Below are 15,169 nucleotides of genomic sequence, written 5' to 3' on the forward strand. Positions count from 1 at the left end.
AATTCAGTACAGACCATGAAAAAAATCATTAACACTTCCAAGGCACCGGCCCCAATAGGACCATACAATCAAGCAGTGCTCGTCAACGGCATCCTATATGTCTCCGGACAGGTCCCCATGGATCCATCCACTGGAAAATTGGTGGAAGGCGACATCAAAAAAGAGACCCAACAGTGCATGGAAAACCTAAAGGCGATTTTGGAAGAGGCCGGAATGAGCTTTGAAGATGTGGTGAAAACATCCATCTTCATCAAGGACATGCACCAGTTTTCCCAAATCAATGAGATATATGGCAGCTATTTTGATGCTGATACGGCACCTGCGAGAGAAACGGTTGAAGTGGCCAATCTCCCTAGGTTCGTGAATGTTGAAATTTCGATGATTGCGATCAAATAGTCTTTTTGTGGAACTCCACTAACCCTTCTATGGGTCTTCTGCGGATAACGCCCAAAATCAGGTCGTTTCGTTCCAAACAAGCCGTTAGCTCGTCCTTCAAAAAGTGGGCGATGCTCCCGACAAAGCTGACAGGTACCTTTGTGGCCAGCTCGAACTGCATGATGTAGTTGTTCACAAACTGTTGCAACCCCTTTTCAATGACACCCTTACAGTAGGGGTGCTCCTTGTTCTCAATGATGAACCTGGCAAAAGTGGCCAAATAGGTATTGGGATTGGGCTGCTTGTAGAGATGTTCCTTGATCACGTCCGCATCAAGGTCAAATTCCTTGGCAAACTTGATGCCCAGATCTTGTGGCATTTTGTGAAAATAATAGTCCCGCAACAATTTTCGGCCAAAGAAGTTCCCGCTGCCATCGTCCATCAAAATATAGCCCAGGGAGGTCACTTTTTGTATCAATTGGTGACCATCATAATAACTGCAGTTGGAACCTGTTCCCAATATGCATACGATGCCCTGCCTGCCTATCTGCGTAGTGGAATATATGGCCGCATAAGTGTCTTCCCGCACTTCTGCCTTGGCGTTGGGGAAAAAATCCTTGAAAATATCCTTTAGGAACCTTTTCATCCGATCGGTACCGCAACCTGCTCCGTAGAAATACAGTTGGCGCACGGCCTGTTTGTTCTTGGAAAGCTCAAAGTTGTTGGCCAACCGATCTTCTATGACCTCCCTGGTCAATACTTCTGGGCTTAGCCCCAAGGTTTGGGTAAGGAACAATTGTTCTCCCTTTTCGTCCAAGGCAATCCAATCGGACTTGGTGGCGCCACTATCCACAATCAAGATCATAGGTTGATATTTTTATGGAATCCCAAAGGAGTGAATGCTCCTTTGGGATTATAAATATGTATAAAAAGCTACTTTATTAAAGGCTTGCTGCATGCAAGGCAAGGTCAACCAATTTGTTGGAATAACCTGTTTCGTTGTCATACCAAGAAACCACCTTGAAGAACGTGGAGTTCAACTCGATACCGGCATCGGCATCAAAAATGGAGGTCCTTACATCACCCACGAAATCCTGGGAGACGACCAATTCGTCCGTATAGCCCAAGATGCCTTTCAATTCACCATCAGCGGCTTTTTTCATGGCTTTTTTGATTCCTTCATAAGAAGTTTCCTTCTCCAATTTCACGGTAAGGTCCACTACAGAAACGTCGGCGGTGGGCACCCTGAAGGCCATACCCGTAAGTTTCCCTTCCAAGGATGGGATTACTTTGGTCACTGCCTTGGCAGCACCTGTGGCGGCGGGGATAATGTTCAAAAGGGCACTTCTACCACCCCTGAAATCTTTTCGGGAAGGTCCGTCCACGGTCAATTGCGTGGCCGTGGTAGCATGTACGGTGGTCATCAAAGCCTCAGCAATACCAAACTCATCGTTGAGCACCTTTGCGATAGGGGCCAAACAGTTGGTGGTACAGGAAGCATTGGAGATAATGGTGTCGGTAGGCTTCACTTCTTTGTGGTTCACACCCATAACGAACATGGGGGCATCTTTTGAAGGAGCGGAGATCACTACTTTTTTGGCACCACCATCAATGTGGTACTGTGCTGTTTCCAAAGTGGTGAAGATCCCGGTACATTCTGCAACGACCTCAGCACCTACGGCATCCCATTTCAAATTTTTCGGGTCGCGCTCGGCGGTGATCCTGATGGTTTTTCCGTTTACGACCAAATGGCCGTCCTTTACTTCCACGGTACCATCAAACACACCGTGTACCGAATCGTATTTCAACAAGTAGGCAAGATGGTCCACATCCAACAAGTCGTTGATGGCCACAACATCTACATCGCCTCTTTTTACGGTTGCCCTAAATACCAACCTTCCAATTCTACCGAATCCGTTGATCCCTATTTTCAATTTTGACATTTCTACTTTTTTTATGTTTATGTTTTATGTTGTCATGATATCGGAAACCCTCAAGAGTTCCTCGTCAATTTCCGTGTGGGCCTTGATGGCGTCCGCAATCGGGGTAAGCACCAGTTTGGTGTCCCTGATGCCCACCATATAGTTGGATTTTCCTTCCAATAGGCTTTCCACGGCCTTCACGCCCATTCTACTGGCCAAAACGCGGTCGTAGCAGGTGGGGTTGCCTCCACGCTGCATGTGCCCCAAAACGGATACCCGCACATCATAGATGGGCAAGTGCTGTTCCACATATTCCTTGAGCTCGAACACATTTTTACCGGTCCTGTCCCCTTCGGCCACAATGACTATACTGGAGGATTTTCCAGAGGCCTTACTGCGTTTCAGGGATTCCAAAAGGCGTTCCAGTCCCAAATTTTGCTCTGGGATAAGTATTTCCTCGGCCCCTGCACCAACCCCTGCATTGAGGGCGATATGGCCCACATCCCTTCCCATCACTTCCACAAAGAAGAGGCGGTTGTGCGAACTTGCCGTGTCCCTGATCTTGTCCACTGCTTCCACCACGGTGTTGATGGCGGTGTCAAAACCTAGGGTAAATGAGGTCCCCAAAATATCGTTGTCGATGGTTCCGGGGATTCCCATCACTGGGAAACCAAATTCTTGGTTGAACAACATGGCACCGTGAAAGCTCCCATTGCCCCCAATCACTACAAAGGCATCTATACCTTCCTTTACCAATTGGTCGTAAGCTTTCTGTCTTCCTTGCTTTGTCCTGAACTCTTCGCAACGGGCGGATTTTAAAATGGTCCCCCCTTTGTTGATGATATTGTTCACACTTCGTGCATCGAGGGTCTTGAAATCCCCTTCTATCATACCCTGGTATCCTCGATAGATACCCACACATTCAATCTTCAAATACGCACAAGTACGGACTACGGAACGAATGGCAGCATTCATTCCCGGCGAGTCCCCACCTGAGGTAAAAACTCCTATTTTCTTAATTTCTGAAGCCATTAAAAATTTTAAGAGATCAAAACTAGGAAACTTTATCCAATTTATGAATGTCTTGATAGTTTATTTGTTTTAGGGGAATTTCTCAAACGTTTTCGTAAAAAAACAATCAAAAAATGTGTAAAACTTCAACCTAACCTTTGGATTTTGGAGAGCCATTTGATTTGGGCGAAAAACGGATCAGGTTATCCTTCCCCATAACCTCTTCTGTAACTGCTTTTTGTGGGGCAGGTGCCTCCACTTTTTCTTTCTTTTGGAAAACCTTTCGCATCAATTCCTTGAAACTGTCAAAATCCACTTGATAGGAAAGTCCGACCCCTTGGGTATAGCCTTGGCGTTCGGCCAAAAACTGTTGAATTTGGTTTTCCCGGTTGAATATCTTGGCACTGAGGGTGCCTTCGTCGTTCAGTAGCACCTGAACCTCAACATCGCCGGCCACTACGGTCTCGGAAACCCCGCCCACAGGCACCCCTACCCTTCCGTTCACCAGAATGCGGTCGGAAATTTGGGTGGAAACGGTGACCCCGATCCTGTTTTCCGTGCGGATGTCCGCATTGGGATCCAAAAGTCCTTGCTCATAGGATACCCCCAGATTGAACTTGTCGTTGTTGCTGCCCAAAATCTGGTTGAGCAGCCCAGAAGCCGTTTGGATCAAGTTTCCGGTAACTGCTTGTTGGCTGATCCCACTCTGTGCATTCACAAAGGTTCCTTGGGCGAGCAGGAAAAATGCATTCCGCTCCTTGACCGTGGGATCCTGCAACCTGTATTGGAGTTCGGACTGCACCACGGAATTGGTCCCTGGAAAATCAATATCAAAATTGATATTGGGGCTTTCCAGTTCACCGTCCAATCGGACGACCACCTCGGTTGGAATCCTTCCCGTAAAACCTGCATTGTCCAAAAGGGGGCCGGGATTGGCATTGAGGGAATAGACCGCCTCGAGGTTCAATTGGGCGGCCAAGGGATCTCGCTCCCAAAGAATGGTGCCTCCTGGACGCACCTTGAACTTCTTGTCGATGACCCCACCATATTTTAAATTGTACTCCCCAGAAACCACAACAAAGTCCCCATACATATTGAACTTACCATTCGTATTGATCTCTATCAACAAAATCCCTTCCCCAGTCCCTTTGAGGGAACTTCCGGAACTTCTGTCCACCACGATCTCCACTTCCGCATCGGGCGTTACCGCAAGGTCAAAGGCCATTTCCAAGCCTTGGTATTCCTCCAGGACCCTTTCCTCTTCAAAGGATTGCGGCCCTCCCTTTTCAATGAAATTGATGAAGGAATAGTCCCCCACGCTGGTCACGTCGCTCAAGGGGATTTTCAAGGAAGTTCCTCTTGCCGTTGTGGCATCCACGGAGATGGTGAGTGCGTCCGTAGGACCATAGATGCTACCTGTCCCGTTGATGAACCCTGTTCCGTAGTACAATGACTCCTCATCAAATTCTGTATTGAGGATCAAAAAACGGTTGTTCTTGGTGTCCACGTCCAGTCCCAAGTACCATTCTTCAAAACCTGTATGGCTGATGGTACCGTCAAGGGTGGCCGTGGTCCCTTCATCCACATCCGAGAGACCTACATTTTCAAAATAGAAGGATTGATCAAAAAGCCGGACCTTTGAGTAAGGGGCAAAATCATAATCCACATTGAGATAAGGAACACCCATTCCTGCTTCATTGAGCGTGAGTTCCCCATTTATGGAAGGGTTTTCAACACTTCCACTGATCTTTGCCGTACCGCCGATCTTGCCCCTGATGTTGGAAATGACCCCTTCCCCCAAGGGACTGAAGGGTGCCATATCAAAATCCGTCAAATTGGCCATCAGGTCCAGATCCTGTCTGTTATTGATGTTGGTCACCTTCCCGTTGATGCTCAATTTCTCCTTTCCATTGTCGTTCAACCAGGTGCTCACACCGAACTCGGTAAGGTCGTTGTTCCCAAAAATGCCTACTTCCAAATCCCCCAAACGGATGTTGTTCACACTGAAATCCTTGATGTTGAGGCTTGAGGTGGGCAAATATTTCCCGTCCTTTTGAAGAATGTTCAAGAATCCGTCCACAGCCCCATTCAGTTTGAGGCTGTCTATCGCTGGGGTGATCTTGCTCAGGGAAACGATCTTAAATTGAAGGTCCAAATTTTTATAGGTGGAATCGGCAAATTCTCCCCGCAAACGGATCTGTTCCCTATTGTTGTTGTCCATCACAACGTCCTCTATCCGGATACTGTCCAGATCACTGTTGAAAATGACCTTGTTCTTGCTGTTCCCATCCTTGTTCAGCACCCAGGTATTTCCCTTAAAACTGACCTCGGATTTTTTGAGGCCAATGACGGATTTGTTGTTCTCGTTGAAGGTATGGTAGAAGTTAAGGTTGTAGCTATCGTTGTATTCGCTGCCGCCCTTGAACTCCGTCCTAAAGAAGAGGGTGTCCTTGAGGGTGGTGTTGATCAGGTTGAAATCCTTGATGTCATAATACACCGTTGACATGTCCTCCACGGAAATAAATGTGTTGAAGAGCGGGTTCTTATTGTCTATTTTCAATTCGATGTTGTCGAACTTGTTTTCAAAGGCCTCTATGCTGGGGGATTTAAAGGTCAGCTTAAAGTCACCTTCATCCGCCACGATGTTTCCACGTATGAACGTGTTGGGATCAAAAGTGATATCGGGGACAAATACATCCACAATCTTATTGTAGATCTTGAAATTAAAGTCCAGGTATTGACCTTTGGATATTTCGAACGGCCTATAATTGGTGTAGATGCTCCCCACTGAATTCTGCACCAATTTTCCGATCTCGTTGACCTTGAACTTTCCACGCATGTATCCGGTGATGATGTCGGGCGAGTTGATCTCAATTGTCCGTACTGTATCCTTATCAAAAGAAGAGTTCACGGTAAAATCCTCAAAAAAATAGGTGTCGTTTTTGTTCTGATAGGTGGTGTTGGTGAAATTCATCTGACCTGCAATATCGTCCAGGGTACTGCCTTCGATATCCATGTTGACATTGCCCTTGAAAATGGCGATGCTATCGTCTATGAAATTCAGTTTCTTCAAATCGGCATAATCCACGGCTGCGATAAAGTTGAACTTGTTCTCTCCTCCCCCAAAATCTGCCAGTCCCTTAAAATCAAACCGGAAGTTCTCATCATTGCACAACAGGGACCCATCGAAGAGTTGGTCCTTTAAAATACCTGATACCTTGATCTTATTGTACTCATATCCGTTGAACTCCAGTTTGTAAATCTCCCCTATGACCTCCGTATTCAGGCTTTCGGCCACAAATCCCTTCCCTTCGACGTTCATGTCCAAAGAGGTCAATCCAAATTGATCATCGTTGATAAAACTCCCCAGATCAAAATCTATCAAGGATATGAAGCCAATGTACGAGGCATCGTCCATGGTCTGGATATTGGTCATTTGCAGATCCACATAGCTACTGCCAATGGCGGTGTTCAAATTGACCTTGGCATCCAGAGAGGTTTCGGTGACCTCGGCATCCCCACGCACGGTGAACTGCCCCAGTTTTTGTACCGATTCAGGGATGTTCTCTCCAAGGATATTGGGCAAAATGCCCCTAAGTTGGTAATAGCTCGAGGTAAGGTTGTCGATATCCCCCCGTAATACAAAAGGGGCCTGTTCGCTGAAAAGGTTATCAAACTCAAAATCCCCACGTATCCCCGTATTGTCCGTAAAAAGGAACAGGTCGCTCACCTGGAGTTTATTGAGCACCCCACTGAAGTTTCCGGTAAAAGTGACTTCCCTATCCTTGCCGAACTCATCAAAAAATGCATTTACCTCATTGAGGGCAACGGTGGATTCCGTGAAATCCGCCTCCACATTCACCCGATCCAGAAACTCGGAAAAGTCCTCCCGATTGTACTTGAACACCAAATTCCCTTTCAGTTCGGATTGTTCGGTGTCGATCAACAGGGAATCAAAGCGCATTTCCTCTTTGGTATATTTGAAGTTTGCCGCCAGTTTCTTCAACAAGATCCCCCGTTTGGCCTGCATGGAGAGGTCCAAAATATTAAGGGTGACCTCTGGTCCCAAAATCTGGAAATCCTGGGAGAGGATCTTGATTCCTGTAAAATCCAAAATCTTTTCAGATTCCAGGTTTTCATCGATCAACCTGAACGTCCCATTTTCGATCTGTATTTCATCTGAAGCCAAAAAGAAGGGCGGGGTACCTGGATCTCTGGGTTTGCCATCATCCAATTTCGCCACAAAAACATCGAGGTTGGTATCGGTTTCCCCTTCGTGGGTCTTCAGATTAAAGATGAGTCCATCCACTTCAATATCGCCAAACTCCATCTTACTGCCACTGGCCATGTTTCTGAGGTTGAGGATTGAGGTGTTCAGTTTCTCAATGTAAAAAAGTGTATCCTTTTTGTAGTCCTCCACATAAACTCCCTTGATGCCCGCATTCAAGGTGAAAAGGGAAAGACTCACCCGATCGATCTGAATATTGGTCCCAAACTCCTTGTTGATGGAATCCGTTGCGTATCGGGCCAATTTGGTCTGCACCACGGGCATGGAGAGCACCAATGAGGCCAAAACCAATAGCACCAGAATGGCCAGTAGGGAGCGCAACAGTATTTTGCGAAGTTTTTTGATAGGGCTTTATGTTTTACCTTTGATGACCAATTTTTGTTCCAAAACCTGTGACAGACATAAAAAAATATATCCTCGCCATTGAATCGTCCTGCGATGACACATCCGCTGCCATACTTTGTGATGCAAAAGTACTGAGCAATGTGGTAGCTACACAAGAAATCCACAAGCAATATGGAGGTGTTGTCCCAGAGTTGGCCTCTAGGGCACATCAACAGAATATCGTTCCCGTGGTACACCAAGCCTTGGCCAAGGCAAATATCGACAAAAAACAGCTATCCGCCATAGCTTTTACAAGAGGGCCAGGATTGATGGGCTCATTGCTCGTGGGCACTTCCTTCGCAAAGTCACTGGCCTTGGGTCTGGACATTCCCTTAATCGAGGTGAACCACATGGAAGCCCATATCCTGGCGCATTTCATTGCCGATAAAGAGGGGACTTCCCCTTCCTTTCCGTTTTTGGGCATGACGATCAGTGGAGGGCATACCCAGATCGTGAAGGTTTCCGACCATTTCACCATGGAAGTGCTGGGAGAGACCCTGGACGATGCCGTGGGGGAAGCTTTTGACAAAAGCGCCAAACTGATGGGACTTCCCTATCCCGGTGGACCCTTGGTGGATAAATATGCACGTATGGGCAACCCCTTGGCCTTCGATTTTCCCAAGCCCAAGGTCGATGGCCTAAATTTCAGTTTCAGTGGCCTGAAGACGAGCATCCTCTATTTCTTGCAAAGGGAAACCCAAAAGAACCCCAATTTTATTGCCGAGAACATCAACGACATCTGTGCTTCGGTGCAGCATACCATCCTGGAAATCCTTATGGAAAAACTGCACATGGCGGTGGAACAGACAGGCATCAAGGAAGTGGCCATTGGTGGGGGCGTTGCCGCAAATTCGGGGATACGGGCCAAGCTCAAGGAGGCAGAGGAAATCTTGGGGTGGAAAACCTATATCCCAAAGTTTGAATATTGTACGGACAATGCCGCAATGATCGGTATTGTCGGTTATCTTAAATTTGAAAAAGGACAGTTCACGGACCAGAGTGTAGCGGCGAAGGCAAGATATGCCATAGGAAGCTAAAGCTTTCCCCGAGAAAGGCCCGAACCTTAAAAATCGAGAAAACATGCAACTTTTTTACGACCCTTCATTGGACAACAGCGTCAAGCAGTTTACCTTTTCCCCCGAAGAGAGCAAGCACATTGTTCGGGTGTTGCGAAAAACGGAGGGCGACATGCTCCAAATCACCAATGGCAAGGGCCACCTGTTCGAGGCTGAGATTTTGCTCCCCGACCCCAAAAAATGTGTGGCGCAGATCATATCCCGAATCAAGGCCATTCCCAAAAGGTACAGCCTCCACATGGCCGTGGCCCCCACAAAAATGAACGACAGGTATGAGTGGCTGTTGGAAAAAGCGACCGAAATAGGTGTGGACGAGATCACCCCTATCATCTGCGAACATTCCGAACGAAAAACGATAAAGCTGGAACGGATGGAGCGCGTGATACAATCTGCCATGAAACAGTCCCTGCAGACCATTCTGCCCAAACTCAACCCGCCCATATCCTACAATGAGTTCCTGGAAAAGGAGTTTTTAGGGCTCAAGTTCATCGCGCATTGCCACAATGGCGAAAAAATGGAACTGAAGCGAAGGGTGATCGCCGATATGGATGTTGTCATACTCATAGGGCCCGAAGGGGATTTTTCAAAAGGGGAAGTGGATTTGGCCAGAGAAAAGGGCTTTGTGCCCATCTCCCTTGGGAACAACCGTCTCCGCACTGAAACGGCCGCCATTGTGGCCTGCTCAACGGTATCCATAATCAACAGCTGACCAAAAAGAATATTTTTCCTCTTTTTTGGACCGTATGCCTTACTTTTGAATCAATTGGCACGTTTCACCATGAAAAGGATATTTCTGCTGACCATTGCTTTCATTTTTGTCATGGCTTCTTCCGATGCCCAGCAGATTGCCGTATTGAAGTATGGCGGTGGGGGCGATTGGTATTCCAACCCCACGGCACTTCCCAATCTGATACAGTTTTGCAATGCCAACCTTGGCACCAAGATGGATGCCCAGCCCGAGACTGTAGAGGCCGGCAGTGTCACCATCTTCAAATACCCCTTCCTCCACATGACAGGTCATGGCAATGTCTTTTTTACGGACGATGAAGTGCAGAATTTGAAGACCTATCTCCTATCCGGTGGTTTTTTGCACATCGATGACAACTATGGCATGGAGCCTTACCTCAAGAGGGAACTCCAAAAACTCTTTCCCGAAAAGGAATTGGAGGAACTGGGAGCCGACCACCCCATTTTTGACCAAAAGTTCAAGTTTCCGGAGGGACTCCCCAAAATCCATGAACACGACGGAAAAAGGCCCCAGGCATTTGGCATTTTTGACAATGGCAGATTGATCCTACTTTATACATTTGAGTGCGATCTTGGTGATGGCTGGGAAGACCCTACGGTGCACAATGACCCAGAGGAAGTCCGTTTGAAAGCGCTCCAAATGGGTGCCAATATTATAGCATATGCCTTTAAAAGCTGATTTTCATGAACTCTAAGACAATAGCCAACGGAATAGTTAGGGCTGTGGCCATCATGGTCGGTGTGGTCCTTTTGGCCTATTTCATCTACAAGATCCGGTCCGTATTGGCCTATTTGGTCATAGCTGCTGTCATCGCATTGCTGGGCAGACCCATCGTGCTGTTCTTACGGCGAAGGCTAAGATTCCCCAACACGCTTGCAGTGGTGGCGGCCATGGTTTTCATGCTCTCCATCTTTCTGGGCATCCTGGCCCTTTTTATCCCATTGATCTCGGAACAGAGCAAAAACCTTTCCCTCTTGGACATTGACACCCTTAAGACGGACATAAACAGTCTGTATTACCAAATCCTGGATTACTTTGGTGCTTCGACAAGGAATGTGGATGACCTGATCGAGGAGGCCAAAATTGAGGAAAATGTGCTCAAAGGCCTCGACCTGAAGTTTATCCCGAACTTCATCAACTCCTTTATCAATACCCTTAGTAATTTCAGCGTGGGCCTATTTTCGGTGCTCTTCATTTCATTTTTCTTTTTGAAGGACAGCAAATTGTTCCAAAATGGGATGTTGACGTTTGTGCCAGACAATAAGGAAAGTAATTTGGTCAAATCCATTGATAAAATCAACGGATTGCTCTCCAGATACTTTGCCGGGATCCTGTTGCAACTTTTCATTCTTTTTGTGATTTACACCATAGCACTGTTGATCGTGGGAGTGGAAAACGCCGTCGTCATCGCCTTCCTTTGTGCCCTCTTCAACATCATTCCATACATAGGTCCGCTCATCGGCGGGGCCATTATGGTCACGCTCACCATGACCAGTTTTTTAGGGGAAGATTTCAGTGCGGTGATATTGCCAAAAACACTCTATGTTTTGATCGGTTTGGCCGTGGGTCAATTGGTGGATAATTTCTTTTCACAGCCCTTCATTTTTTCCACCAGTGTGAAATCACATCCCCTCGAAATCTTCTTGATCATCATCATAGCGGGATTGCTTTTTGGGGTAGTCGGAATGGTCGTTGCCGTACCCGGATATACCGCCATCAAAGTCATCTTGAAGGAATTTCTGGCCGAAAATACCTTTGTGAAAAAATTGACCAAAGGCTTATAGTATCGATTTGAATAAATTTATATTACATACTGGTCCACAATCATTTATATCTGAAAATTTCAATACTGACATGATGTCAGTTTTACTACAGAAACCCCAATTTGAAGGGGTATCCCAAAAAGAACTGGTTGCCCAGCTTGAAGCGAAAAAAAAGAGCCAAGACAAACTGCCCACTTGGTTCCATTCGGCCCACATCTACTACCCCAACAAACTCAATATTGAGCAGACCAGCTCCGAAGCCACGGCAAAGTATAAGGCCCAAATCGTAAGTGGAAAATCACTGGCAGATCTTACCGGTGGGTTTGGTGTGGACTGCTATTTCTTTTCCCAAAAAATGGACTCCGTAGTGCATTGTGAAATCAATCCGGAACTGAGTGAAATTGCCGCCCATAATTTCAAAGTCCTGGGCAGGGAAAACATCAACTGCTTTGCTGTGGATGGAATGGATTTTCTGAAGACCACGACACAAACATTCGATTGGATCTACATCGACCCGTCAAGACGGAACGACAAGAAGGGAAAAGTTTTTTTACTTGCCGATTGCTTGCCCAATCTACCAGAAAATCTCGACCTGATTTTTCAGAAGACCCAAAATGTGTTATTGAAGACGTCACCGTTGCTCGACATCAAGCAAGGCATCAGTGAACTAGATCATGTAAAAGAGGTGCATGTGGTCGCCCTCAACAATGAGGTCAAAGAGCTTTTGTTCGTGCTTGAAAAAGATGTTGTGGGCAGCATTGCCGTCCAGACCGTGAACATCATCAACGGCAAGGAGGACAAGTTCCGATTCGTGCTAGAGGACGAACAGAACAGCACTGTTGCCCTGGGTGAACCATCGGCCTATTTGTACGAGCCAAATGCAGCCATATTGAAATCAGGGGGGTTCAAGTCCATTGGCGCCGCCTACCAACTCCATAAACTACACCCCCATTCCCATTTATACACTTCGCCCACATTGGTGGATTTCCCCGGAAGGTCTTTTATTATAGAAAAGGTGCTTCCCTACTCCAAAAGCGCGATGAAAGCACTTGGCATCACCAAGGCCAACATTACCACTCGTAATTTTCCATTGTCCGTGGCCGATCTCCGTAAAAAGCATAAAATTAAGGATGGGGGTGAGACATATCTTTTCTTCACGAAAGACCTCACTGACTCCCTATTGGTTTTACAGTGTGCAAAAACGAAGGACTAGTCCAGGTTGGCAAGCCAATCAAAAAGCAGTTCCATCCAATTTTTCAATCGCTCGTCGGTCAAAGCCATAGAAAAACCATGGCCTCCTGTTGGATAGACATGCATGGTGGCAGGGACCTGATGCTGCCGTAAAGCCTCAAAGAACAAAGTGGTGTTCTCCACGGGCACTGCTTTGTCATCCATGGCATGCAACAGGAATACGGGAGGCGTATCCCCATTGACGTGTTTTTCATTGGAGAGGTAGTCCACTTCCTCCTGTGTAGGGTTCTCGCCCAACAAGGAAGTCCTGGACCCCGTGTGGGTACTTGGGTGGCCCAAAGTGATGACCGGATAGATCAATGCCATAAAATCAGGTCGTGCGGAGAGATCATCGGCCGCATCCTGCCGCTGATACACCTTATCTTTATAGTGGGTGCCCAACGAAGAGGCCAGATGGCCTCCTGCCGAAAACCCCATGATGCCGATCTTGTCGGGTGCGATGCCCCACGCTGCTGCCTTCGACCGTACCAACCTGATGGCCCGTTGTGCATCTTGCAAAGGCACTGCATTTTTGCCATTGGTTATGGACTTTGACCAAGGCAATCGATATTTTATCACAATGCCGGCCACACCTTTAACGGTGAGGGACTTCGCAATGTCCGTTCCCTCCCAATCGTAGGCCAGACCATGGTATCCGCCTCCCGGAAAGATGAGCACGGCCTGCCCATTCGCATGTTTTGGGGCGGGCAAATAGACTTCCAATGTGGGGGTCTGGACATTGGTGATCCAGGTTATCCCATCATCTGTATGCTCCACAACTTCCTTTTCCTCAGATTCTATCTGGTTGGGAATTGCTTTCGGCCATAGGGGCATTATCGTATCCTGTGCTGACATTGCAATCGTCATCAATGTAAAAATCAAAGTTGTTTTTCCAAGTATTTTCATATATCCGAATAAAGGTCAATCATTGCATTCCCATTTGAAGTTGGCCACCTTATCATTGGAGGCGGCTGACAGGTTATAGTGCCACCACTCGGTCCGGATGGACCAAAAACCATGTGATTCCATGGTTTCCTTCAATAGTTTTCTATTGTCCAAAATCGCTTTGGGCAAATCTGTATTGTCGTGGTAGGCTCTTTTTCCGAAAAAGTCAAAATCGGTGCCCATATCCAGTTCGTTGCCCTCCATATCCACCAAAGTGATGTCCACGGCCCCGCCTTTGTTGTGTATGGACCCTTTGACGGGATTGGCCACGTATTGCGGATTGGGCACAATTTCCCACATCTTGTACTGTACGGAATTGGGCCTGTAACAATCAAAAAACTTGATCTTGACCCCTTTTTTCAGAAAATCCTTGTTGGCGGCAATGAGTGCCTTGGCCGTTTTGACCCGGGTGTAACATTCGGCACAGTCATAGACCTTGGCCTTTAAAAAATTGTTTTCCGTGGCATAGCGAAGGTCGTACGCAAAATCATCACTGAAATCGGCCAAACGGACAAAAGTGGTATCGGCCAGTCCTTCAAATGTTTTCCGCTTTGGTTCTTGGGAAAGCGTGTCCACGACCTGCAAGGTGGCTTCCTTTTCCATTCCCACAAGTCCATCTTCCCTATTTTTCCCTTCCACATTTTTCCCACGGCAGGCAATAAGGACAACAAGGCAAAAAAAGGGCATCCAATATTTCATCGTCATCAGTTTATACGTTTTTGTTCGGCAAACCAAGTATAGAGGGAATCGGTGGTATAGGCCCGATCCCATGCATCATGCCCCACACCTTTATATCTAGTGTAGCGGACATTGTATCCCATTTCCTTTAGCTTATCCACCATTTGGTCAGATTCTTCCACATCAATGACATCGTCCTTGTCCCCGTGAAAGACCCAGATGGGCATTTCCTTTTCAATCCAATGGGCGTAGGGCAAGGGCGCCATACCACAGACCACGGCCATGGCCGCAAATTTATCGGGGTATTGTGTGGCCAGTTCCCAAGCTGCACTTCCTCCCCTACTGAGCCCTGTCAAATAAATTTTTTCGGTGTCGACCCTACTGGCATCGACGACGGAGTCCAACAATTGCATCACGGCATGGGTGTTCCACCATTTCTTTTCATGGGGGTTTTGCGGGGCCAAGATCAAAAACGGGAATTGCTTGCCCTCCGCCAAGAGTCTGGGCGGACCATTTCTTTTTACCCATCCCAATTCCCCTCCGGATTCGCCACCACCATGCAAAAACAGCAAAATGCCGAACTCTTTGTCCCCCGTTGGAGAATACCCTTCTGGATAATAAAGGTAGTATTTGAGGTTTTCCTTGGTCACGGTCTCCAGTTCATCCTGTACCAACTGGGATTGTGCGGCACAGGCCTGTAGCAATAAAAGAGTGGCCATGAAAAATATCCGGGATAGCATCTGTTTTGT

General features: G+C 47.1%; 13 protein-coding genes. 6 read left to right on the forward strand and 7 right to left on the reverse strand.

Annotation, left to right across the window (positions count from 1 at the left end):
- Positions 1 to 15 precede the first annotated feature (15 nt).
- Positions 16 to 396 carry a RidA family protein gene (locus SD450_RS14050; RefSeq protein WP_318345091.1) on the forward strand — a complete coding sequence of 127 codons (381 nt, stop codon included), beginning with the start codon at positions 16 to 18 and terminating at the stop codon, positions 394 to 396.
- On the opposite strand, the gene SD450_RS14055 is transcribed toward SD450_RS14050, so the two are convergent.
- From SD450_RS14055 to SD450_RS14070, 4 genes are all read right to left on the reverse strand, one after another.
- Complete coding sequence (locus SD450_RS14055) at positions 389 to 1,240, reverse strand: N-acetylglucosamine kinase (protein ID WP_318345092.1); 852 nt, start codon at positions 1,238 to 1,240, stop codon at positions 389 to 391. The two genes, SD450_RS14050 and SD450_RS14055, sit on opposite strands and share 8 nt — an antisense overlap.
- 76 nt (positions 1,241 to 1,316) lie before the next feature.
- On the reverse strand, positions 1,317 to 2,318 hold the full coding sequence (gene gap, locus SD450_RS14060; RefSeq protein ID WP_318345093.1) for a type I glyceraldehyde-3-phosphate dehydrogenase: 1,002 nt from the start codon (positions 2,316 to 2,318) through the stop codon (positions 1,317 to 1,319).
- A 24-nt stretch (positions 2,319 to 2,342) separates the two neighbouring features.
- Positions 2,343 to 3,329 carry a 6-phosphofructokinase gene (gene pfkA, locus SD450_RS14065; RefSeq protein WP_318345094.1) on the reverse strand — a complete coding sequence of 329 codons (987 nt, stop codon included), beginning with the start codon at positions 3,327 to 3,329 and terminating at the stop codon, positions 2,343 to 2,345.
- A gap of 130 nt (positions 3,330 to 3,459) precedes the next feature.
- Entirely contained in the window at positions 3,460 to 7,860 is a 4,401-nt protein-coding gene (locus SD450_RS14070; RefSeq protein WP_404828251.1) for a translocation/assembly module TamB domain-containing protein, read from the reverse strand.
- A 128-nt stretch (positions 7,861 to 7,988) separates the two neighbouring features.
- Here SD450_RS14070 and tsaD point away from each other — a divergent pair, with 128 nt between their 5' ends.
- The 5 genes from tsaD (at position 7,989) to SD450_RS14095 (ending at position 12,780) form a co-directional block, all read left to right on the forward strand.
- On the forward strand, positions 7,989 to 9,017 hold the full coding sequence (tsaD, locus tag SD450_RS14075; protein WP_318345096.1) for a tRNA (adenosine(37)-N6)-threonylcarbamoyltransferase complex transferase subunit TsaD: 1,029 nt from the start codon (positions 7,989 to 7,991) through the stop codon (positions 9,015 to 9,017).
- Between the two features lie 43 nt (positions 9,018 to 9,060).
- Positions 9,061 to 9,765, forward strand: a complete 705-nt coding sequence (locus tag SD450_RS14080) for a 16S rRNA (uracil(1498)-N(3))-methyltransferase (RefSeq protein WP_318345097.1) — start codon at positions 9,061 to 9,063, stop codon at positions 9,763 to 9,765.
- Positions 9,766 to 9,834: 69 nt separating this feature from the next.
- Positions 9,835 to 10,482, forward strand: coding sequence for a DUF4159 domain-containing protein (locus SD450_RS14085; RefSeq protein WP_318345098.1), 648 nt, complete (start codon positions 9,835 to 9,837; stop codon positions 10,480 to 10,482).
- Between the two features lie 5 nt (positions 10,483 to 10,487).
- On the forward strand, positions 10,488 to 11,588 hold the full coding sequence (locus tag SD450_RS14090; RefSeq protein WP_318345099.1) for an AI-2E family transporter: 1,101 nt from the start codon (positions 10,488 to 10,490) through the stop codon (positions 11,586 to 11,588).
- Positions 11,589 to 11,595: 7 nt separating this feature from the next.
- Positions 11,596 to 12,780: a class I SAM-dependent methyltransferase gene (locus SD450_RS14095; RefSeq protein ID WP_318345100.1), complete on the forward strand. Its 1,185-nt coding sequence runs from the start codon at positions 11,596 to 11,598 to the stop codon at positions 12,778 to 12,780.
- Here the strand turns inward: SD450_RS14095 and SD450_RS14100 are convergent.
- From SD450_RS14100 to SD450_RS14110, 3 genes are read right to left on the reverse strand one after another with little or no spacing between them, the layout of a single operon-like run.
- Positions 12,777 to 13,664, reverse strand: a complete 888-nt coding sequence (locus SD450_RS14100; protein ID WP_318345101.1) for an alpha/beta hydrolase — start codon at positions 13,662 to 13,664, stop codon at positions 12,777 to 12,779. The two genes, SD450_RS14095 and SD450_RS14100, sit on opposite strands and share 4 nt — an antisense overlap.
- Positions 13,665 to 13,718: 54 nt before the next feature.
- Positions 13,719 to 14,447 carry a M15 family metallopeptidase gene (locus SD450_RS14105; protein ID WP_404828249.1) on the reverse strand — a complete coding sequence of 243 codons (729 nt, stop codon included), beginning with the start codon at positions 14,445 to 14,447 and terminating at the stop codon, positions 13,719 to 13,721.
- The gene (locus SD450_RS14110) at positions 14,447 to 15,160 is read right to left on the reverse strand and encodes a carboxylesterase family protein (protein WP_318345102.1); all 714 of its coding nucleotides are present in this window, start codon (positions 15,158 to 15,160) and stop codon (positions 14,447 to 14,449) included. The genes SD450_RS14105 and SD450_RS14110 overlap by 1 nt, the downstream gene beginning before the upstream one ends.
- Between the last annotated feature and the right edge of the window lie 9 nt (positions 15,161 to 15,169).

This window comes from Flagellimonas baculiformis (assembly GCF_033441575.1).
GTDB classification, from domain to species: Bacteria; Bacteroidota; Bacteroidia; order Flavobacteriales; family Flavobacteriaceae; genus Flagellimonas; species Flagellimonas baculiformis.

What these genes read in the sequence shown, in the direction of transcription:
- pfkA (WP_318345094.1), bottom strand. Translation starts at nt 3,329, where the DNA reads ATGGCTTCAGAAATTAAGAAAATAGGAGTTTTTACCTCAGGTGGGGAC.
- SD450_RS14080 (WP_318345097.1), top strand. Translation starts at nt 9,061, where the DNA reads ATGCAACTTTTTTACGACCCTTCATTGGACAACAGCGTCAAGCAGTTT.
- SD450_RS14090 (WP_318345099.1), top strand. Translation starts at nt 10,488, where the DNA reads ATGAACTCTAAGACAATAGCCAACGGAATAGTTAGGGCTGTGGCCATC.
- SD450_RS14070 (WP_404828251.1), bottom strand. Translation starts at nt 7,860, where the DNA reads ATGCCCGTGGTGCAGACCAAATTGGCCCGATACGCAACGGATTCCATC.
- SD450_RS14105 (WP_404828249.1), bottom strand. Translation starts at nt 14,447, where the DNA reads ATGACGATGAAATATTGGATGCCCTTTTTTTGCCTTGTTGTCCTTATT.
- SD450_RS14100 (WP_318345101.1), bottom strand. Translation starts at nt 13,664, where the DNA reads ATGACGATTGCAATGTCAGCACAGGATACGATAATGCCCCTATGGCCG.
- gap (WP_318345093.1), bottom strand. Translation starts at nt 2,318, where the DNA reads ATGTCAAAATTGAAAATAGGGATCAACGGATTCGGTAGAATTGGAAGG.
- SD450_RS14110 (WP_318345102.1), bottom strand. Translation starts at nt 15,160, where the DNA reads ATGCTATCCCGGATATTTTTCATGGCCACTCTTTTATTGCTACAGGCC.
- SD450_RS14085 (WP_318345098.1), top strand. Translation starts at nt 9,835, where the DNA reads ATGAAAAGGATATTTCTGCTGACCATTGCTTTCATTTTTGTCATGGCT.
- SD450_RS14055 (WP_318345092.1), bottom strand. Translation starts at nt 1,240, where the DNA reads ATGATCTTGATTGTGGATAGTGGCGCCACCAAGTCCGATTGGATTGCC.
- SD450_RS14050 (WP_318345091.1), top strand. Translation starts at nt 16, where the DNA reads ATGAAAAAAATCATTAACACTTCCAAGGCACCGGCCCCAATAGGACCA.